Raw genomic sequence first — 20,008 nt, 5'->3', positions numbered from 1 at the left:
AACGTTGTCCACAACTTGACAAAAGACGTAACCCCATTTTACAAGACTGATTTTCTGCTAAAAAAGAACCCGCTATCTCCTAAACTGACAGCGGGCACGTCGTATTTTAGACAATCTGTGTAGAGAGCAGGGCAGCATTACAGGCTGCGATATAAGCGATGCCTGCCGCCATAATTATATCTTGGTGAGTGGCCGTGCCTCTGAATTTAAGGCCCTCCCACTCCACCATCACCGCTGCTTCTGCTTGCGCATTCTCTCCGCTTCCAAGCGAATGAAGCTCGAGTCCTGCAAAGTCTATCTCCTCAGCGATCCCTTGCCCAATAGCGGCGATAATCGCTTCAAGCGGGCCTTCGCCAGTGCTGGTATGTGACGTTTCCCGGCCAGTCTGCAGATGGCGTACCGTAACTGCAGCTACACGGCGCTGGGCACTGCCCGCCAATACCTGAACCTCACCCAGCTCATAGACCTGAGCTTGTTGTCCAGTTGTACTGCTTACCATTTGCAGCAGCTGGTCATCACTGACGACCTTTTGACGGTCAGCGGTCTCTTTAAAGGACTCATAAAGTGCATCCAGCTCCGCAGGCTCCAGCGTTATTCCATACTTCGCAGCCCGATCCTTCAGCGCATGTCTGCCAGAATGTTTGCCCAGAATGATCATGCTGCGGGGGATGCCCAGCCGTTCGGGATCCATAATCTCATAGGTACTACGATCCTTGAGCAGGCCATCCTGATGAATCCCGGACTCATGCTGGAAGGCATTTCTTCCGACGACCGGCTTGTTATAGGCGATTGGGAAATGCATCGCTCCACTAATCAGCCGGGAAGTATCATACAGTTTATCCAGCACGATACCTGTTTCTGCACCGATTGCATCGCCGCGGGTTTCAAGCGCCATAACAAGCTCTTCCAGTGCGCAGTTCCCTGTGCGCTCGCCTACACCGTTCACGGTGACTTCTATCTGAGTCGCCCCTCCATCAATCGCTGCCAGACTGTTAGCTACAGCCAGCCCCAAGTCATTATGACAGTGGGCACTATAGCTGACCTTGCCACCACCTCTTGCTCCCTGCCGCACTCTCCGGAACATCTCGCCATATTCATGTGGCAATGCGTATCCTACTGTATCCGGCAGGTTAATAATGGAGGCCCCTTCCTCTATAACTGCTTCAACCATTTCAATCAGATCATCAATCCCTGTCCGCGCAGCGTCCATGGCCGTGAATTCAACTACATCACAGAATTGTCGCGCATAAGCCGTCATCTCACGCGCTTTAGCTACGACTTCAGCTCTGCTCATACGCAGTTGATGCTGCAAATGAATATCAGAAGAGGAGATAAACAAGTGAATCCGCCGACGTTCAGCATCTTGAGTGGCCCGGACTGCAGCATCGATGTCCCCTTTTACGGCCCGCGCGAAACCACAAATCTCCACGTTGCGCACCTTGCGCGAAATCGTCTGCACCGCTGCAAAATCTCCAGGACTCGATACCGGGAACCCCGGCTCCATTACATCAACACCCAGATCAGCTAGCTTATAAGCCAGCAATATTTTTTGCTCAGGAGTCAGACTAGCCCCAGGGGCCTGCTCACCGTCACGCAGGGTCGTATCGAAAATTTGAATACGTTTCTTAACTGGAATAATCATCTGAATTCCTCCTAGTTTTGTTTTCATGTAATTGGATGCCTTATCTCTATCCTATGCTTCAGCGCAGAACCACACGTCGACTTGCGGTTCTGCTCATTTCCCACCCACTGCTGCCGGCAGCTGAAACAAATGAATCTCTGCACAATGTGCAGAGTGTTCACTTTTGGCGTCTTATGTAGCGTTGAGTCCATTCCCCGGACTTCTTCTACAAGAACGCAAAAACCCGCCGTCTCTAATAAAGAGACGGCGGGTTACCCCTCCGCGGTACCACTCTTTTTGACGCATCGGCTGTCACTAATAACAAGCCTCAAAGCTGCGTCCAGCTCTTCTTCCCGGTTCAAGCTGGCATGCCAGCTTAAATCCGGAAAGGTCCGATAACGAGGACAGCCGTAGGCAGCGTACTCTTGTTCCGCCGCTCCGCTCCCGGGCGAGCTTCAAGAAATCCGGTGACTGCGTCGCACCAACCCGCAGCTCTCTGTTCACCGTCAAACTCTACTACTCCCGTTCTTAGCGTGTATTATATAAATTACTCACCACTCTAAATCCATACAAAAAAGCCTGCCATCTCATTCAAGAGACGACAGGCTGTTAACCTTCGCGGTACCACTCTTGTTGATGCTCTGTATCGGCTAAGTTCCTGCCGATTCCAATTGAACATCCACTCTACGGTCCAGTATGTTAGGTACTAGACCACCCTATCACGGAGGTTACCCGTAAACGGTGTACAAACGTTCCGGCGACAATTGCCAGTAATGCTTCCACCGCTCCGCTCCCAGACGAGTTCAGGACTCCTTCGACTGCGTTGCACCCACCCGCAGTTCTCTTATCCCAGAGTATCCTTACTACTTCCGCTCATCGCGTTTGCTTGTTTAATTGAACTGATTATACTCGTTAGCTCCAAATGATGTCAATAGGCAGATACAGACCATTGTTCCAGTGAGAATCCAGGGTCAGCTACCATATCCAGCGGTATTCCACCGTCATGCTGCCACTTCACGTATGCAGCCGCTCCAATCATCGCCGCATTATCCGTGCAATACACCGGTGGAGGAATAATAAGTTCAATGCCCTCCGTTTCACAGCGCGAAATTAATGCCGAGCGGAGTCCGCCATTAGCAGCGACCCCCCCACAGAGCAATAACTGTCTGGAGTTAGTGGCCTTAACGGCGCGTACCGCCTTTTCCACCAGCACTTCAACTACGGATTCTTGGAACCCCCGGGCGATGCCTGCGACATTGGGTTCAAGACCTTTCATTTTGCTCTGATTCACCACATTCAGCACCGCCGATTTTAGACCGCTGAAGCTGAAATCATAAGAGTTCGGCTCCAGCCATACCCGCGGCAATGCAACAACTTCCGTCGCTTCGCGTGCCAGGCGATCTACATGGGGTCCGCCGGGATAAGGGAACCCTAGCGCCCGAGCCACTTTATCATATGCTTCACCTACAGCATCATCACGCGTGCGGCCGATAATTCGAAACTCACCCTCACGCTCCATATGAACCAGTTCCGTATGTCCACCTGACACCACTAGTGTCATACATGGATACTGCAACTCTGCAACCAGACGGTTAGCATAGATGTGGCCTGCAATATGATGCGTGCCAATTAACGGCTTGCCCCATGCAAGAGCAAGGCTTTTAGCTGCTACTACCCCGACCAGTAAAGCTCCCACCAAACCCGGGCCTTGAGTCACCGCTACCGCAGTCAATTGTTCGGGTGTAACGCCTGCCTTGGCGAGCGCTTCCTCGATTACGAGCGTAATTACCTCCACATGTTTACGGGAAGCCACTTCTGGCACCACGCCCCCAAAAGCACGATGTGTCTCTATTTGACTCGAGATGATGTTGGATAACACTTCTGATCCGTTTTTGACCACGGCCACCGAGGTTTCATCACAACTGGTCTCTATAGCAAGTATTAGTACAGGTTGAGCTGCGCCCGTTTCTGTCTTCATTTCAAGTCCACGCTTCCTTCCAAATAGCCATGCTCCTTATACTCCGGTAGATCCGCCCACATAATGAGTGCATCCTCGCGATTATCGGAATAATATCCTTTGCGTGTACCGGCAGAACGAAAGCCTTTTTTACGATATAAATTCTGAGCTACCTCGTTGGATACCCGCACCTCAAGCGTAATGGATTTCATGCCTACGTAAGAGGCTGTATTCATTAACTCCTCCAACAGGCGCTCCCCCCATTTACGTCCACGATAAGCTTCGAGTAAGGCAATATTCGTCACATGCGCCTCATCCACGATAGCCCACATTCCAGCATAGCCAATTATATGACCTGCCAGCTCCATAACCATGTATTTAGCAAAATGATTATGCGTCAGCTCATTCCGGAAAGCTTCCTCCGTCCACGGCATGGTAAAGGCTTCGCGCTCAATAATAAGAATGTCCGGAATATCCTCCAGCTTCATCAGACGAAAAACAAGGTCAGCCTCTTGTGCTCTCAATGATTCCACTTCCGTCATCGTTTTAAGCCTCCTTTACTACTTAACCGCAGATTGGCCTCCGCTTCCGAAATCTGAGTATAGTTAGGGATCAAGCTATGAATATCATCATTCTCTACTTGCAGCCGGGCTTCACCAAGGAAGCCTGTCCAGCGGCCCTCCAGCTCATATGGAATAGCTACAGAAGTGCCGAGTTCCGCCAGCGGATGTAGTGATTCTTCGCTGCCATGTACAGCGGTTTCTCCAACAAACCATAGAATAGCTGGTTTAGTTCCTTCAGCTGAAGCCTGTTGTAAACGTTCTGCCAAGTACTCCACCCAGTCGGCCATCAACCGGATGGCATCTGGTTCAAGGCGGCTAAGAGAACTATTCCCATCCGCTGCGAATAATCCTGTGTAGACCTGTCCCCGACGCGCATCCATCAGTGGAATGATCCAGTCTGGACCGTAGCCACTGTTCGCAGTGGCTTGTCCTGACTCTGCTGTCGTCTTATTCTTAAGGGCTGTTTCATACCCACCCCATGCCACAGCATGCAGGCTCGAAATACCAACTACCGGGACATTCCATGCCCAAGCCAGTGTTTTGGCAGCGGTAACCGCGATCCGTGTTCCCGTATAAGATCCCGGGCCCACACCAACCGCAATCCCGCCCAGATTAGCAACGGTTGTTCCCGAAGCTTGTAGCGCCTGCTCTATAATCGGCAGCAAATGCACCGAATGATTCCGTTCACCGGAAGCATTAATTTCATGCAATAATTCTCCATTCTCGGTCACTGCAACCCCCAATACGGCAGTTGATGTATCCAGCGCTAAAAGCCGCTTGCGCGGCTCTGTATTCTCGTTCGTCATTTTTATTAACCCCACTTCTTGATCAGCTCCCGGCAAAGCTCACCATAAGGCTCCCCGATTGCGGTCACCGTAATGATTCTTTCCTCCGGTCCAACTGTTTCCATGTATATATGCATATGCCGCGGCGGCATTAACTCCGTAATAATACTGCTCCATTCTACCAAACAAACACCCTGACCATAGAAATACTCATCCAATCCAAGCTCATCTGCTTCCTGAAGTGAAATCCGATATACATCCATGTGATATAACGGCAGACGACCTTCGTACTCTTTAATAATAGTAAAAGTAGGACTGTTTACGATCCCTTTCACTCCAAGATGGCGAGCGTAACCTTGCGAGAAGGCCGTTTTTCCTGCGCCTAGATCACCGTCCAAACCGATAACCATGCCTGCCGTTGAAGCAGCAGCTATTGCACTTGCCAGTTGCTCCGTATCCTGCAGATTGTAAGAACGGTAAGTGAACACCGTTTCGACTGTTTTGTCCAACTACAACTACCACCTTTTAAAATATACCTGTCGAAAACCATTACATTCAATTATATCGGTATGGTGCATCCACCGCAACAACTGTCCCTGCCCATTGTTTAAGCTGAAGGAGATACAGTCCTCTTCTTCACTTGCGTGGTCAAGCTGGATTTCGATACCGATCGCTGCGAGAAAAGGCTATGTAGTATCATTCCAAGGATAATGACTAAGATTCCTCCCCATGACAATAAAGAAGGTGAAGGCGAAGACAGGATCAACATTTCACTTAATAATGCGAATAATACCTCTAGGGTTTGGGTGGCTTCGACTGCCGCTAATCCGCTCATGCTGCTCCTACCATATCTGTAGCTTGAAAGAATAATACTGTGGCAATAACTCCTGAACACAGCGCAACAATAATGGACTGTCCTGCCTGATCCAATATATTGGTTTAAATCTTACACCGTCAACCTTGACGTCAGTTATGCTCCAAATCAAAAAAGAGACCTTTACGCAAACTTAAGCATAAAAAGTCTCTTTTTTTTAAACTATAATTCAGCTTTAACGTACGCTCTAAGTAGACCTTTGTTAGTGCTCTTGCTCTTCGAGTCGTTCAACACCCACAGTGTGCGTATTGGTTGGTCGAGAGCCAACTTGTACCGTAGCCATTCCGTTCTCTTCATCCACATGTTCAATCCATACAGGCTCCCCATCCAAATGTACACTTACAGTTTCTTTAGAAGCATAAATATCCTGTGCCCGTTTGACGTCCACAACTGTTCTCCTCCTTTATCTTTCCTAAAGTTTACGATTCTAAGGGTGACGTATCTTCGAGGGTTCGTTCCGCATCTAGCTTTTCCGAATCGGAAACCTGACTGGCCTCCGTGGACGCAATAATGCTCTCCCAATCCACAACTGTGGCCGGAATATCCTGCTCGCTCAGCGCATCGCTCCATTCGTTATCTCTTGGTTCCATACCTTAGATTCTCCTCCTCAACTTCACAGGTCCGAGTTTATTTTTTCCCAAGCTTCTCAAAAAATGCACCCGGCTAGAAAAGCCTTTCCTGCCTCATACTAACCCAAAGCAAATCAACTTAGATCAGGAGGTGTTTCTCATGCATACCGTTTGGAAAGGAGCCATCAGCTTCGGGCTTGTGCATGTTCCGGTTAAAATGTTCTCCGCTACGGAAGACAAGGACATTTCTCTGCGTTATATCCATAAGGAGTGTGGCAGCCCGCTGTCGTATGTACGCAAATGCCCGGTGTGTGACAAAGAGGTAGCTTGGGAAGAGATCGGTAAAGGATATGAGTATGAAAAAGGGAAGTTTGTGCTCTTCGACAAAGAGGAATTGGATCAACTATCCGACGAGACCAGTAAAAGCATCTCCATTCTCGACTTTGTAGACCTGACGGAAATCGATCCGATTTATTTTCAAAAAACCTATTATTTATCCCCGGATCAGGCAGGCTCAAATGCTTATCGACTTCTTATGGAGGCCATGAAGCAGACAGGTAAAATTGGTATCGCCAAAATTTCAATCCGCTCAAAAAGCAGTCTGGCAGCGATCCGTGTGCTTGAGGATTGCCTTGCGATTGAGACCATTTTTTATCCTGATGAGGTGCGGCCGATCTCGCAAGTGCCTGGTCTGCCCGAAGCAGGGACAGTGAACGATAAAGAGCTGGAAATGGCTAAGCTGCTGATCTCACAGCTATCCACTCCTTTTGATCCGGCAAAATATACCGATGATTATCGCCAGCGTATGCTTGATCTGATCTCACATAAAATTGCAGGCGAGGAATTTCATATCGCTCCTGCTAAACAGGAAAGCAATGTGATTGATCTAATGGCTGCCTTGCAGGCTAGTATTCAAGCTGTGCAGCATATTCCTTCAGACCCTGGTCCTTCATTAACAGGCAACACAAAAACCAAAACTAAAGCGGCTCCTGCTGCCAAAAGAAAAACAGCCAAGACCAAAACAACCGCCGCGGAACCTGCGGAGCAGCAAAACGAGGTCTCCGGGCCGACTCCAGTCATCACGCCAAAACCGAAACGCCGCAGCACGAAAAGCAAAACAACCGTATCTTAGGAGGCTCTGCGGATGAAGCTTCAGCCCATTATTCCTTTTGAACCTATACTGGCTGGGCAGCTTCCAGCAGGTGACCAGTGGATCGCACAAATTAAATGGGACGGCGTACGGATGTTGTCCTATTACGATGGAAGCACTACTCAGCTTATTAACAGACGTGGCAATTACCGTACCACGCAATATCCAGAACTTATTGATGTATCTGCTTACTGCAAGGCTGACTCCGTGATTCTTGATGGTGAGATTATCGCGCTCAAGGACGGCAAACCCTCATTTCATGAGGTGATGCGGAGGGACAGTTTGAAAAATGGTTCCACGATTTCCGTCGTTAGGCATCAGGTTCCTGTCATTTATATGATATTTGATATTCTGTTTTATAATGGCCAATCGACGATGGATCAACCATTATTCTTGCGGCAGCAGCTGTTAAGTGACATTCTGCTGCCGCATCCCCATGTTCAAGCTGTGCCAAGTTATACCGATCCTACAGAACTGTTCGCCGCCACTCAGAACCAGGGCTTGGAAGGAATCGTCTGCAAGGACATCAACAGCACTTATGCTCCGGGCGGAAAAGATAAACGTTGGCAGAAACGCAAAATCAGTTCTGATATTACAGCTGTAGCCGGGGGTGTGACGTTCCGTGACGGTATCGTCAACGCACTGCTTCTTGGTCTTTATGATGATAAAGGAAATTTGCATTATATCGGACATGCCGGTCCGGGAAAATTGACTGTGCAGGATAAACGCGACTTAACTGCGGAGGCACACCGCCTTAAGCTGGATCGGATGCCCTTTGCAGATGTTCCACAACGAGGTAAGGATGCTTTTTGGATAAAGCCGGAGCTCGTCTTCAAAGTTCATTTTCTGGAATGGAACACCTCGGGCACTCTGCGTCAGCCTGTTACTCAAGCTAAAGTGAATCTTCCCCCGGAGGCATGCACAATGGAGCAAAAAGGATAAAAGAACGTCCTCCCAATCTGAAATGGGAGGACGTTTCTTATTGTGCTGTAAAACTTGTTACAAGGGCCTCAAGCTCTGCCTTTGTCTGCGCAGTATTTTTTGTACTCGTAAGTGTATAATCGACACTTCCATCAGCACTGGACCATACCAGCTGGACTTTAAGATCACCGTGATGAGGCCCAAAAACTGTGTAAATCGCCTCAACCCCGTTGAGGGTCAAGCTCTCATCCTGATCCCCAGGCAGCTGGGCCAAAGTCACCCCTTCCGGTAGCGTGTATGCAGGTGCAGATCTTAAATTCAACCTCTCTCCATTTCGTAGATAGGTGATAGAGGTTTCTGTATTGCTCCACTTCAAGCTTTGCGAAATCACCTTTTTACCACCAGCTTGGGCTTTAGCTTTTAACTGATCCCTAAGGGTTTTATACTCTGAGCTAAAAAACATTGGAATCACCGGATTTAAAACGACATCCTGTAACTTATAATCCTCTGGTAGAGAAGTAGGTATCAGGAGTGACTTCCCGCTTAATGAAAGTAACTTCTGCGCCGCTTCGTTTATAGAACTGAATCTATATGGCATATAGCTTATACTCAAGGTTTCATGTGGATTAGATTTCTTATCATTTACATACAGGATCTTAAGTTCGCCTGCTTGTAAGGGAACTGTATTTTCTTTGGCAATCAAAGCTTCAATCGTTGAAGATATGGGCGTATTCTGCTCAACGGGTGCTGTAGCTTTACTTTTATTATTACTCCCCGCAGGCACTGCGCCTGCTGTTCCACTCACCGCACTTATCAATACTAATAAGCTTAAGGCTGTAATCGCCGCGCTTTTCTTAATCATCATTATAATATCCTCCTTTAGCCCCTTGGTTATTTGATCATGGTTTTAGCTACCGCCAGCATTTCATTTGTCGTCAGCGTACTGGCCCGATTGTCTGAAAGGGTATATTGTATCGTGCCTGAGTTATCCAGCCATACTAGCTTTGTGTTAAAGCTTGCGTCTTTAGCGGAATCAGTTGTAAGTACTACTTTCCTGCCGTTGACCGTTAATTCTTTCTTAGATTCCGAGGCTCTTACAAAAGGTACCGCTCCTTCCGGAAGTTTGGCGGGCGGCGACCCAGTTACAATGCTAAAATTGGCTTTTCCTTTGGCATACAGCTGCATAGACAAATTCGTCTGGTTCCAGCTGATGATTTTACTAAACAACTGTTTATTAGAATTACCAGCAACCGCTGCTGCCTTCAATTCCTGCTCTAGTTGCAAATACAGCTCTGAATCATTAGCTACAGCCGGTGGATAGATGATGGCTCTCGCCAGAGTGAAGCCTTTAGGAAGATTTCCGGGCTGCGGAATAGACGGACCCCTTAGCGCTTTAAACTTCGCAGCAAAGGATTTATAGTCCTTAAAAACAAACCCTTTGCCAGAGAAGCTGATCGCATCCTGTGGATTGGAGACTTTATCCCGTACGTAGTAGGCCAAAAGCGTACCTTCCTTCACTCCAGCTACGAGTGCCTGCAATTCCTTTTGGGTCTTCTGATCGGTTTGTGAGGCAACCTGCGCTCCTGATGCCGCCGCAATTGTAAGAGACAAGCCGGGTACATCCACACCCCCGGCCACTCCTGTTCCCAGCAAGATTGCTGCAGAGAACGCGATAACTGTTTTTTTGAAATCATAATGGAGCTTCAATTTCTAACATCCTCTCCTTCAATAAGGTAAATGTATTTTCACCCCTGTTTTTTAACTACACTTCTATAACAATCCAACATTAGAAAAAGGGACATTTTCTCACAAAAAAGAGGCTGTCCCAAAAGCCATGAAATAGTTGCTTGGGAAAGCCTCTTTTTTGTTCTTAACATTACAAGTGACGCATCAAGTGACGCTCCTAATGATGCAATAAGTGAAGTACTTATAGAACAATTGAGGAATTTCTCCCTAAACCTCAGATATTTCTGTTCATTGGACCTATAATTAGGGAAAACTTCCCTGAAATTCAGCCAATTCGGCAACGAATAAAGCAATTCTCCTGATTATTAGGGAGGAATTCCCTGATTTCGTTCATTTAGAGCAAATAGCGGCTATTTTCAGGGAGTTTTTCCCTAATTAGTTTAAAGCATTCTATACATTGCACAAACACAGAACGTATCGCCCATAGTCCACCGTCACATATACCACTAATTCCACAAATCATCTACTGCAAGCCGCACGAAAATCATACATAGCACATCGCACATCGCCCACCGCCCCAACCATTAACATAGAACTCTACGCGTGGCATATCGTCACATGGCACAGTAAAATCCATTATTCCCCTATTCCATAAAAAAGCTGCCTCCCAAGTAGAATTCACTACTTTTGAGACAGCTTCTCCTAATGTACAGTTAGAACAGTAGCTAGTGAATAAAACTGGTGGCAATCTTTTGCCATTGCTCACGAGTCAGTTTACTCTCCTGCTTGTCGCTTAGAGAAAAAACCATCTGGGTGACTTCATCATACCAATACAATCGATTCTGAGAAGACCAGGCATTCTTCCCTTTTCCAGTACCCGCCGCGATAAATATTGCCTCTTTACCTGTACCTGTCACAGACCATTTTTCAGCAGTCTGGCCTTCCAAGATAGACACTTGCATGTTATAACCCTTAAAAACACTCTGCCTTAAGGATAGTGTAATTCTTTGATCTCCGTTGTGGTAGGTAACCTCAGCATTATCTATGGAATTTGCAGCTATCTTCTCCATAAACAAGTTTTGTCCAGTTTTATCGGTTGTAGCCTTTTTTTGAAATTGTTCAAGGATTTCTTCATATTCTGTGTCTAGCGACTTGTATAGGGGAGCTGCATTAAAAGTTCCTTGCTCGAATTCATAACCATCAGCTAACGAGGAAGGCAACCCTGGCCAGAAATCGCCAACCGTTTTTAATTCTTTTACGAAGTCTTGATATTTCGAATACACCGGCGAAATAAAAGCAAACTGCAATTGATTTCCATAGCCTAACCCTAACTCCAGCTTATTTAATTCAGCATCCTTCACATAATAAGCAGCCATTTCCCCAGTGTTTAAACGAGCAAGCACTTGCTCTTTATAAGTCATAGATAAGCTCTGATACTTTTCTATCGCAGGCGAGGTTGTCGGATCAGGCGTATTATTATGCACCGTCTTCACAACAGCCTTCCCTCCGCTGTTCACTAGTGTAATAATACCACCTTGGGGTTTTGAGATATCAATTGTAACCTGGCTACCTTGTTCCGATAAATCTCCATCAGCAGATAGCTGAAAAGCACCCAACCCGATAATCCCCAGCAATACAGCCGCGGAGACTCCAGTGAGCACTCTTTTTCTAAACCTAGACGGGTGTTGGGGCATCTCTTTTTGCTTCTGCATAATAGGATCTTCCGGTTCTGGAAACGGATTCAGCTCGATAACGATGTTCGTCCTTTCACCGTCAATCCTATTCTGTTGTTCATGAATTGCTCTTACCCGCTTCATAACAGCTGCTTTTACATCCAGCTCTTCGCAGCTCCCTACCGCATCCATTTTCTTGATCATTTTCTCTTCAACAAAGCCTCGTTGCCGCACCATTCCGTTCCCCCTTTCTGAGCATTCAGCATTTTGCCAAGCTTCGTAATCGTTCGCCTGTATTTTTTCTTCACAGCATCAGTATTCTTATCCAGAATCTCCGCAATCTCCGGGAAGCTCTGTTCCTCAAAGATTCTAAGTACTAACAGGTTTCGCTCCTCTGTCTTCAGCTTCTCGAGGGCAAAAGTCAGATGTTCGTTAAATATGTAACGGTCCATCAACTGTTCCGGGCTTTCTGCAGGCGGATCTGGTTGAAAAAGCGCCATAAACTTTATTTGGCTTTGACGTTTGCGGATCAGACTGAGGCAATGATGGTAGGCAATTTTATATAGCCATGAAGAGAAGCTCGCGATAGGGCGGTATGTGCCTATATGCTGATATGCCTTTACCAGAATTTCCTGTACTGCATCCTCCGCTTCAGTACGGCTCCCAAGCAGCCGACAGCAATAGCGGTAAATCGGCTTTTGAAAAGCCTCGACGATCAAGGCATAGGAATCTACCTCGCCTGCCTGTACCCGAACAACAGTGTGCTCGATCCCGTCCAAAATCAGCAAACTCCCCTTTCTCATTAACGTATATCCTTATAAGTCTTATGATCATCCAAAAGGGACACTATGGGAATATTTTTTTCATGAAAAGGAGCAGACTGACACATAATACCTTCATTCCTATCACAGAAAGGAGTTTCCCCGATGCCGGCAGCGATCAAAGGTACAATTACCATAGACGGAGAAGAAATCATCATCACTAACCCAGAGAAGCTGCTGTGGCCCGAATGTGGCATTACCAAACGGATTTATCTGCAAAAGCTCGCTGCACTCTCTCCCTATCTGCTGCGTTATTGCCGAGACCGGCTGCTTACCGTCATTCGTTATCCGCACGGCATCTCTGGAATGTCCTTTTATCAAAAAAATGCACCTGATCCGCTTCCGGCCTTTGTCCAAACCGCTGTGCACGAGAATATTAACTATATCAAGCTGCAAGGTTTACCTGAGCTGATTTGGCTGGGAAATCTCGCCGCTTTGGAATTCCACCCTTCCCTGCATTATGTAGGCAGCGAGCTGCCCTGTGAGTGGATGATTGATCTTGATCCGTCACTTGAAATCGAACCTCGCATCATGGAAGCAACTGCGATCGTTGGAGGGGTCTTAACCTCCCTTGGCCTCTCCTCTGTACCCAAAACCTCCGGTGCTACCGGGGTGCAAATCATCGTCCCTATCGAGACTGGCGTTACTTTTGATGGATTGCGGAAAATCGGGCATTTTGTGGGTCGTTATGTCACCGAAAAGCATCCCAACCTGTTCACCCTGGAACGTCTAAAAAAGAATCGCGGAGATAAAATTTATTTTGACTACCTTCAGCATTATAGCGGCAAAACATTAGCTGCACCTTACACACCACGCGCAAGACCATTTGCTACAGTTTCTACACCCTTGCTCTGGGAGGAGGTTCAGCAAAATGTATCTCCCTCTAATTTTCATCTGCTCAATATCGAGGAACGCCTTCTGCGTATGGGAGATCTTTTAGAGAAAGTGCCCCCACAGCCCGTTGAACAGCTCATTGCTAAGCTCCCATAAAGGAGCAATCCCATAGAAAAAAGACCCTAAAAACAGCAATAAGCCCGCAGCATCAACTACATGCTACGAGCTTATTTGGCGTCCCACTCAAGGACAGAAGGTATACTATATAAGAATACGGCAGGCCGAGCTTTGTTCACCGTATTTATTGCTTTTTTATCCGTAAAAATACCTTCTTTCAGTTAATGATACTTAAGAGCTACGCTAGTGGATGGATTTCTTCTTGAAGCGGCCACCTTTAACATCATGGATGTTACCTATTGCGATGAATGCATCAGAATCCCAATCTTCAACAATGGTTTTAAGCTTAGCTTCTTCCAGACGGGTGATAACTACAAAGATCACTTTCTTGTTCTCACCGGAAAATCCGCCTTCTCCATCTAAATAAGTAACACCACGTCCAAGACGCTCAGTCAGAGCTTCCCCGATATCGCGGAATTTATCACTGATAATCCATACTGATTTCGATTGATCCAGACCCTCAAGGGTGATGTCAATAACCTTAAATGCAATATAATAAGCAATCAGGGAGAACATCGCGTTATTCCAACCGAACACAAATCCAGCTCCGGACAAGATGAACAGGTTGAAGAACATAACTACTTCACCTACAGAGAAGGGAAGCTTCTTGGCTACCAAAATCGCAACAATTTCTGTACCGTCTAGAGATCCCCCGAAACGTACAACCAATCCAACACCTACACCTAGAATGATACCGCCAAACACGGCAGCAAGCATCGGTTCAACTGTAAAGGCCTCTACATGATGCAGCATTGAAGTGCCGATAGACATAAGTAAAATCGCATATAAGGTAGATAAGGCAAATGTCTTACCGATTTGCTTATAACCGATTAACAGGAACGGAAGGTTGAGCAGTGTCAATAATATACCCAGAGGAATGTCAAATAAATGTGATAAAATAATGGAGATACCGGTAATCCCGCCATCAATCATTTGATTAGGTACTAGGAATATCTCAAGTGCAACAGCCATCATGGCGGCCCCTACGGATAACATGATCATACGCTGCGCGAACTTAGCCATTTTATGGGCACCGGTCTTCTGCAGTTTGTTCTGCTCCTCTTTGGTAAACATTTGTGGACTCACATTCATAGAACTCCCCCTACAATTTAACAGTATAGTTTTGAAACATTCGGAAGTATAACTACAATCTATACTTTCTTACATTTCTTCTTATACAATTATTATATCACAAAATATGCTCTAATAATGAATGGAACACGTACTATCCTTCGAAAAATTCAGATTTAGTCCTCTTTCCGGTCATAACAGCGGTGATAACAACTGACATAGCCCTTCACCGAGTTTGACAATTCTCCCTCTCTCCTTAAATTTTACAGGATCAATGAATTCACTGTTCTTTTGATCCTTTTCAAAACCCGCGACTAGCTCTGCTATCGTCTCAGGATGCAGCAAAACCGCTGTCATTTCGAAATTAGAATAGAAGCTGCGCATATCCAGATTCGCACTTCCCACCGTACCCAGCAGATCATCCACAATCATGACTTTAGCATGCATAAATCCTTTGGTGTAGCGATAGAACTTCACGCCTGCATCTTGTAAATTCTCCAGATAAGACAAAGAAGCATGATAAACAAGCTTATTATCAGGCTTTGCCGGAATGATGATTCTAACATCCACTCCACGAAGGACTGCACTCTTCAAAGCACGACAAATCGCAGGGTCCGGAATAAAATACGGTGAAGTAATCCAGATCCGTTCCCTAGCAGAGCAAAAAGCGGCAAAATACATCTCCTGAGAAGCATCAATCGCAGCATCCGGTCCACTTCCTACAATCTGCACGGCCTCTTGCTCCTTGCAAGAGTGCTCAGGGAACAAACGAGGATGACTCATACCTTCACCAGAGGCCAGTCTCCAATCCTTCAGGAAGACATACTGAATATAATAAACAGAATCTCCTTCTAAACGCAGATGGGTATCGCGCCAGTAACCCATCTTGGCGTCCTTTCCTAAGTAATCATCACCGATATTCATTCCCCCCGTAAAACCAATCAATCCGTCCACCACTAGGATCTTCCGATGATTGCGGAAATTAAACCGACGATCCAGTAAAGAACTAATCGGAGGTAAAAAAAAGTGGAACTCCACCCCGGCATTTCTCAGGGTTCGAATAAACCTACGGCTTAATCGATGACTGCCCAGTCCATCACAAAGCAAACGCACCTTTACTCCCTGCCGCGCCTTTCGAATCATAACGTCCTGAAACTGTTCTCCGATCTCATCATCACGATAAATATAAAATTGCATGTGGATATGTTCTTTTGCCTCTTCCATGGCTTCCAGCATAGCGTCGTAAGCTTCTCTTGCAGTTGACAGCACTCTGCTTTTGTTATGGCCTGTAATAGGCCCTTCCGAGAGCTTTGCAAGCAAAACCAATAAACCCTCGTTATTCTCAAACTGAGCGTTTCCAGTATCCGACGCTTGTTTTACTACCTTAATCTTACCAGTGACATACGAACGGATTTCCCGGAAGAGTGAAGTACATCTTTTGTTCAATTTTCTATTCTGTCTGTAGTCACGACCTAGAAAATAATAGAATGCCAGACCGAGCGGTGGACAACAGAAGGAAATAAACAACCATGCTATAGCCCTTTGCGGGCGTCGGTACTCCAGAAATACAATCAATGCAATCTGTATGATAAAAAGAATTAGAATTATCGCGAAAATCTTCAATTCTCTACCCCCTCAATTAATAAAAACAGATGCAATAGACTCTCTGCGATGACTCTAGTACAGGTTTTGCCGTAACTCTCCTTCTTTATTCAAACAAACCGTTGTCATGTTCCTGAAAGATATGGAATACATAGAGTAGTAGGACAATTCGGATGAGCCTAATGGAAGAAAAATCGTTAGCCTCAGGTATCGCAAGCGGCTGCCATAAGCCGCAGAAAGGAGAAGCCATGAAGAGTCAGCCAGATCATAAACGGATTACGCTGCTTGTCGTAAGGGATGCCGGACGTCCAGTCAAACAGCTCCACATCTCCAAACCGCTAGCGTTCGCCTTACCGGCAGCAGCAGCCCTGTCTATCTCCAGTCTGGTCACCTCTATGCATTTCCATGCCTCTCAGTCCATCTCACAGCTAGAAGCCGAGGCAGCCGCACTATCGCTAACCAATCTCCGCATGGAAATGAAGGTCGCCGACAAGGATAAAGATTTAACACAGCTTCGTAGCCAGGTCAGCGAACTTTCGGAAGAGGCAGATAACATTAAAGACAAGCTGAAGAGTGTAAATGCACTGGAACAGGAGCTGCAAGCATTGATTAACAAAAGCAAAGGTGCTGCTGCCGCTACAGACACGAATGAATCTCAACCGGAGAAATCCGCAACAGAAAAATCAAAAGCTGGATCGGCCACTTCAAATTCAACATTAGGTTTATCGAACCGTCTTTCTTCTCCTGTTCCTAAAGAGACTTCCTTTAAGCAGAGTACAGAAGAGAACTCATCTTCCACTTCTCTATCCGCCATAAGTTTCCGCTTTGGGGCCATCACCGCAGCCCTTCCAAAAACACTCACCCCGCAGGTTGGTGGAGAATACATCGCGGTGTATCAGAACGACGCTACGAGCTTGGTGGAAGAAACTAAGGATGACTTTGAGGAGATTCACGGGATGCTTGATGAAATGGTGGAAAGTATCACACAGACGATCACACAGGCAGAGCATGAGAATAACGTACAGGCAAATCTGCAAGCTCAAAAGGCCCGTGCAGAAAAGGCTAAACTTAACGCTGTACCGCTCTGGCCTACCGAGTCCAAAGTCATTTCTTCAAGCTTCGGTTACCGCTCAGATCCATTCAAAGGTTTGTCTGCGTTCCATTCCGGTGTCGATATTGCTGGGAACATCGGTGATCCTGTATATGCTGCCTTAGATGGCGAGGTTATTACTGCGGAACAAATGGGCGCACGCGGAAAATACATCGTGATTAAGCATTCAAATGGATTGGAAACCTGGTACATGCATTTGAACGGAATGATCGTATCTGCGGGAGACAAGGTTAGCAAAGGGCAGAAAATCGGCTTGCTTGGAAGCACTGGCCGAAGCACAGGTCCTCATCTTCATTTTCAGGTTGTGAAGCAGAATAAAACAGTCAACCCTTTGGCGTATGTCAAACCCTAAAGGGTTGCATTTAATTTCAAAATAGGAGGAATTTATAAATGTGGAACAAACGGCAGCAGCGTGTCCCCTTTAAATCTACCGATTCCCTAATTGGGCATGGAGGAACACTGGAGGGTAAGGTGCAATGTGATACAAACCTGCGGATTGAGGGTACCTTTAGCGGTGAGATTATTTGCAGTGGTGTCGTGACTGTAGGAGAAGAAGGAACAGTGCGCTCCAGTATTAAAGCGGAAGAAATCGTGATTGCCGGCAAAGTATACGGGGATGTTACGGCTGATCGCAGACTCATTATGACCGGAACCGGAGAATTGCATGGCAATATTTCAGCAGGAGCACTTAGCATTATGGAAGGCAGCCTCCTGAATGGCTCCATTGCCATGCAAGAACAGCCCACCTCTGAAAAAGCAGGTGAGCCCAAAAGTAATATGAAAAAGGACAAGGCAGCCAAGCGCTCCTCCAAAGCTCAAGGAACACTTGAAGCCGGCTAGACTTATTTCTATGAAGCAACGTCCCTTTTACGGAAGACAATCCAGGAAATGGCCAGGAATAGGATATAGTACACCGCTAATACAGCTATGGAGAAGCCAAGTGTTGAGCCCCCCGGACCCGTATCCGACAATAGGTAACCTCTTAGATCCATATGTGTGAAGATTAAGTATTGGGCCCATTCAAACCGTTCTGGACTAAAAATAACCGTAAAAATACTCTTGGCAAACATAATAAATAAGGATAATCCAATAGCCAGCCCACTTGCGCGGAATACGCTAGATACCATGAAAGCCAGAGCAGCAGTCAGGAAAAGCTCAATGTAACGACATAGGAGATCTAGGAAGGAATATTCCGCTGGACTCCAAGCCGTAATGGATGACATCGTATCTCCCGAAGATGAGGAGAAGATTAACGAAGCACCAAACCCAAAAGCAATCAATACTGCGGTGCTAAGCAAACTGAATAACACCATGGAAATATATTTCGAGAGCAGGATCTTGGAGCGACTCCACGGGCGAATCAGCAGCAGCTTAATGGTTCCCCAGGTAAATTCGCCCGCTACGGAGTCAGAAGCCACTACAACGGTAAAGATTGTATTCAAGAAGAACGCAATACTCACCGTCATCTGAAAGTTGTCCCAAAGCCCCATAAGCGATGAATCGCCTTCGCTTGTGAAATAAATAAGCGCAGGAAGCAGCACGCTCATCACTGCAAGAATAAGCAGCATAATCCATGTGCGGACACGGCTGTATATTTTGATATTCTCATTATGTATGAGAGCTGTAAACTCACCCAATTCCTTCACCTCCTGTAACCTCTAAGAATTGATCCTCCAGCGTACGGGCAAGGGTTCTGATGTTATACACCTTAATCCCACCTGCCACTAGCTTGGCATTTAATTCTGCAATCTCCTCACGCTCTGCCTCAAGCACAAGTCCCCCACTCTTAAATACTCCACGTCCAATGAGGGCTAACGCAGCCTCAGCATTATCAACCTCGAACAAGGTTTCTCCCAGAGGCATTACAGTATTGCCTACCCCTTTCAGCTGCTTCACATCCACCAGTCGTCCATTTTGGATAATCGCAACGCTGTCACACATGAGCTCCATCTCGGAAAGTAAATGACTGGAGACGAATACAGTTGTTCCTTCTTCCTGACATAAACGGCGTAAATAGTCTCGGAGCTCGCGTATCCCTTGTGGGTCCAGCCCGTTGGTTGGCTCATCTAGAATCAGCAGCTTGGGTCTGTGCAGCAGTGCTTGAGCCACTCCCAGCCTCTGACGCATACCTAGCGAATAGGTCTTAACTTTGTCATGAATTCTTTGACCTAGTCCGACTAGCTCGACAACCTCATCTATCCGTTGCTTTGTTACCCCTGGCACCATCCGTGCATATTGGCGCAGATTCTGATAACCGGTGAGGAACTTGTACATCTCTGGATTTTCTACAATGGCCCCTATATTTGCGATAGCCTCTTCAAAATGGTTTTTAATACTACGGCCACAGATCAAGATGTCTCCACGACTAATGGAAATCAATCCTACCATCATCCGTATTGTAGTAGTCTTACCTGCTCCGTTGGGTCCCAAAAAACCGAAGATTTGTCCAGGCGGGATGTCCAGCGTTAAATCGCTCACCAGCGTTTTCGAGCCGATTTTTTTGGTGACTCCCTGCAGGCGGGCAACAGGCTCCATCAATATTTCTGTATTCGACATAGTCTCACTTCCTTTCATCTATAACCTAGTTTACCAC

General features: G+C 46.6%; 21 protein-coding genes, 1 pseudogene and 2 other annotated features. Of the genes and pseudogenes, 6 read left to right on the top strand and 16 right to left on the bottom strand.

What is annotated here, in order from left to right:
• Positions 1 to 106: 106 nt before the first annotated feature.
• Entirely contained in the window at positions 107 to 1,642 is a 1,536-nt protein-coding gene (locus tag MHH46_RS05200; protein WP_036676518.1) for a 2-isopropylmalate synthase, read from the bottom strand.
• Between the two features lie 53 nt (positions 1,643 to 1,695).
• Here MHH46_RS05200 and MHH46_RS05195 point away from each other — a divergent pair, with 53 nt between their 5' ends.
• Positions 1,696 to 1,821 (top strand): hypothetical protein, encoded by a 126-nt coding sequence (locus MHH46_RS05195; protein WP_256716582.1) that lies wholly within the window; start codon positions 1,696 to 1,698, stop codon positions 1,819 to 1,821.
• A 57-nt stretch (positions 1,822 to 1,878) separates the two neighbouring features.
• Positions 1,879 to 2,160 (bottom strand) — a binding site (T-box leader).
• A gap of 52 nt (positions 2,161 to 2,212) precedes the next feature.
• Positions 2,213 to 2,507: a binding site (T-box leader), on the bottom strand.
• Between the two features lie 42 nt (positions 2,508 to 2,549).
• On the opposite strand, the gene tsaD is transcribed toward MHH46_RS05195, so the two are convergent.
• The 7 genes and pseudogenes from tsaD to MHH46_RS05160 all read right to left on the bottom strand — a co-directional run bounded on the left by tsaD (position 2,550) and on the right by MHH46_RS05160 (position 6,390).
• The gene (tsaD, locus tag MHH46_RS05190) at positions 2,550 to 3,599 is read right to left on the bottom strand and encodes a tRNA (adenosine(37)-N6)-threonylcarbamoyltransferase complex transferase subunit TsaD (RefSeq protein WP_076099403.1); all 1,050 of its coding nucleotides are present in this window, start codon (positions 3,597 to 3,599) and stop codon (positions 2,550 to 2,552) included.
• The gene (gene rimI / locus MHH46_RS05185) at positions 3,596 to 4,120 is read right to left on the bottom strand and encodes a ribosomal protein S18-alanine N-acetyltransferase (protein ID WP_036676521.1); all 525 of its coding nucleotides are present in this window, start codon (positions 4,118 to 4,120) and stop codon (positions 3,596 to 3,598) included. The genes tsaD and rimI overlap by 4 nt, the downstream gene beginning before the upstream one ends.
• Positions 4,117 to 4,947 (bottom strand): tRNA (adenosine(37)-N6)-threonylcarbamoyltransferase complex dimerization subunit type 1 TsaB, encoded by an 831-nt coding sequence (gene tsaB, locus MHH46_RS05180; protein WP_076129228.1) that lies wholly within the window; start codon positions 4,945 to 4,947, stop codon positions 4,117 to 4,119. The genes rimI and tsaB overlap by 4 nt, the downstream gene beginning before the upstream one ends.
• Positions 4,948 to 4,952: 5 nt before the next feature.
• Positions 4,953 to 5,435, bottom strand: a complete 483-nt coding sequence (gene tsaE / locus MHH46_RS05175; protein WP_076129229.1) for a tRNA (adenosine(37)-N6)-threonylcarbamoyltransferase complex ATPase subunit type 1 TsaE — start codon at positions 5,433 to 5,435, stop codon at positions 4,953 to 4,955.
• A gap of 98 nt (positions 5,436 to 5,533) precedes the next feature.
• A pseudogene (locus MHH46_RS05170) lies at positions 5,534 to 5,856 on the bottom strand (multidrug resistance efflux transporter family protein).
• 146 nt (positions 5,857 to 6,002) lie between these two features.
• The gene (locus MHH46_RS05165) at positions 6,003 to 6,188 is read right to left on the bottom strand and encodes an H-type small acid-soluble spore protein (protein WP_036676525.1); all 186 of its coding nucleotides are present in this window, start codon (positions 6,186 to 6,188) and stop codon (positions 6,003 to 6,005) included.
• 31 nt (positions 6,189 to 6,219) lie between these two features.
• Positions 6,220 to 6,390: a hypothetical protein gene (locus MHH46_RS05160; protein ID WP_175617343.1), complete on the bottom strand. Its 171-nt coding sequence runs from the start codon at positions 6,388 to 6,390 to the stop codon at positions 6,220 to 6,222.
• Positions 6,391 to 6,529: 139 nt separating this feature from the next.
• On the opposite strand from MHH46_RS05160, the gene MHH46_RS05155 reads away from it, so the two are divergent.
• Both MHH46_RS05155 and MHH46_RS05150 read left to right on the top strand, forming a co-directional pair.
• Positions 6,530 to 7,501: a Ku protein gene (locus MHH46_RS05155; protein WP_076185058.1), complete on the top strand. Its 972-nt coding sequence runs from the start codon at positions 6,530 to 6,532 to the stop codon at positions 7,499 to 7,501.
• A gap of 12 nt (positions 7,502 to 7,513) precedes the next feature.
• The gene (locus MHH46_RS05150) at positions 7,514 to 8,461 is read left to right on the top strand and encodes an RNA ligase family protein (protein ID WP_076194219.1); all 948 of its coding nucleotides are present in this window, start codon (positions 7,514 to 7,516) and stop codon (positions 8,459 to 8,461) included.
• A gap of 37 nt (positions 8,462 to 8,498) precedes the next feature.
• Here MHH46_RS05150 and MHH46_RS05145 read toward each other — a convergent pair whose 3' ends face one another.
• The 4 genes from MHH46_RS05145 to MHH46_RS05130 form a co-directional block, all read right to left on the bottom strand.
• Positions 8,499 to 9,305, bottom strand: a complete 807-nt coding sequence (locus tag MHH46_RS05145; RefSeq protein WP_076194217.1) for a hypothetical protein — start codon at positions 9,303 to 9,305, stop codon at positions 8,499 to 8,501.
• 26 nt (positions 9,306 to 9,331) lie between these two features.
• A complete protein-coding gene (locus tag MHH46_RS05140; RefSeq protein ID WP_076194215.1) occupies positions 9,332 to 10,147 on the bottom strand; it encodes a hypothetical protein in 816 nt (271 codons plus the stop codon).
• Positions 10,148 to 10,851: 704 nt separating this feature from the next.
• Positions 10,852 to 12,036 carry a hypothetical protein gene (locus MHH46_RS05135; RefSeq protein WP_076194211.1) on the bottom strand — a complete coding sequence of 395 codons (1,185 nt, stop codon included), beginning with the start codon at positions 12,034 to 12,036 and terminating at the stop codon, positions 10,852 to 10,854.
• Complete coding sequence (locus MHH46_RS05130) at positions 12,000 to 12,602, bottom strand: RNA polymerase sigma factor (RefSeq protein ID WP_256717243.1); 603 nt, start codon at positions 12,600 to 12,602, stop codon at positions 12,000 to 12,002. Before MHH46_RS05130 ends, MHH46_RS05135 begins: the two co-directional genes overlap by 37 nt.
• A gap of 123 nt (positions 12,603 to 12,725) precedes the next feature.
• On the opposite strand from MHH46_RS05130, the gene ligD reads away from it, so the two are divergent.
• The gene (ligD, locus tag MHH46_RS05125; RefSeq protein WP_076185052.1) at positions 12,726 to 13,610 is read left to right on the top strand and encodes a non-homologous end-joining DNA ligase; all 885 of its coding nucleotides are present in this window, start codon (positions 12,726 to 12,728) and stop codon (positions 13,608 to 13,610) included.
• Between the two features lie 204 nt (positions 13,611 to 13,814).
• Here the strand turns inward: ligD and MHH46_RS05120 are convergent, their stop codons facing one another.
• Both MHH46_RS05120 and cls read right to left on the bottom strand, forming a co-directional pair.
• Positions 13,815 to 14,654, bottom strand: a complete 840-nt coding sequence (locus tag MHH46_RS05120) for a YitT family protein (protein ID WP_248547977.1) — start codon at positions 14,652 to 14,654, stop codon at positions 13,815 to 13,817.
• 240 nt (positions 14,655 to 14,894) lie between these two features.
• Positions 14,895 to 16,325 (bottom strand): cardiolipin synthase, encoded by a 1,431-nt coding sequence (cls, locus tag MHH46_RS05115; RefSeq protein ID WP_076129238.1) that lies wholly within the window; start codon positions 16,323 to 16,325, stop codon positions 14,895 to 14,897.
• 161 nt (positions 16,326 to 16,486) lie between these two features.
• On the opposite strand from cls, the gene MHH46_RS05110 reads away from it, so the two are divergent.
• Together MHH46_RS05110 and MHH46_RS05105 are read left to right on the top strand one after the other, a co-directional pair.
• Positions 16,487 to 17,767: a M23 family metallopeptidase gene (locus MHH46_RS05110; protein WP_076185051.1), complete on the top strand. Its 1,281-nt coding sequence runs from the start codon at positions 16,487 to 16,489 to the stop codon at positions 17,765 to 17,767.
• 38 nt (positions 17,768 to 17,805) lie between these two features.
• Entirely contained in the window at positions 17,806 to 18,255 is a 450-nt protein-coding gene (locus tag MHH46_RS05105; protein ID WP_038568928.1) for a polymer-forming cytoskeletal protein, read from the top strand.
• 8 nt (positions 18,256 to 18,263) lie between these two features.
• On the opposite strand, the gene MHH46_RS05100 is transcribed toward MHH46_RS05105, so the two are convergent.
• Complete coding sequence (locus MHH46_RS05100) at positions 18,264 to 19,052, bottom strand: ABC transporter permease (protein WP_076185050.1); 789 nt, start codon at positions 19,050 to 19,052, stop codon at positions 18,264 to 18,266.
• Entirely contained in the window at positions 19,045 to 19,971 is a 927-nt protein-coding gene (locus tag MHH46_RS05095; RefSeq protein WP_232061156.1) for an ABC transporter ATP-binding protein, read from the bottom strand. Before MHH46_RS05095 ends, MHH46_RS05100 begins: the two co-directional genes overlap by 8 nt.
• Positions 19,972 to 20,008 lie beyond the last annotated feature (37 nt).

It is taken from the genome of Paenibacillus sp. FSL H8-0175 (assembly GCF_045040615.1).
GTDB lineage: Bacteria > Bacillota > Bacilli > Paenibacillales > Paenibacillaceae > Paenibacillus_AQ > Paenibacillus_AQ odorifer.
Note: the sequence above shows the minus strand (reverse complement) of the source record. Positions and strands in the feature narration are given on the sequence as shown.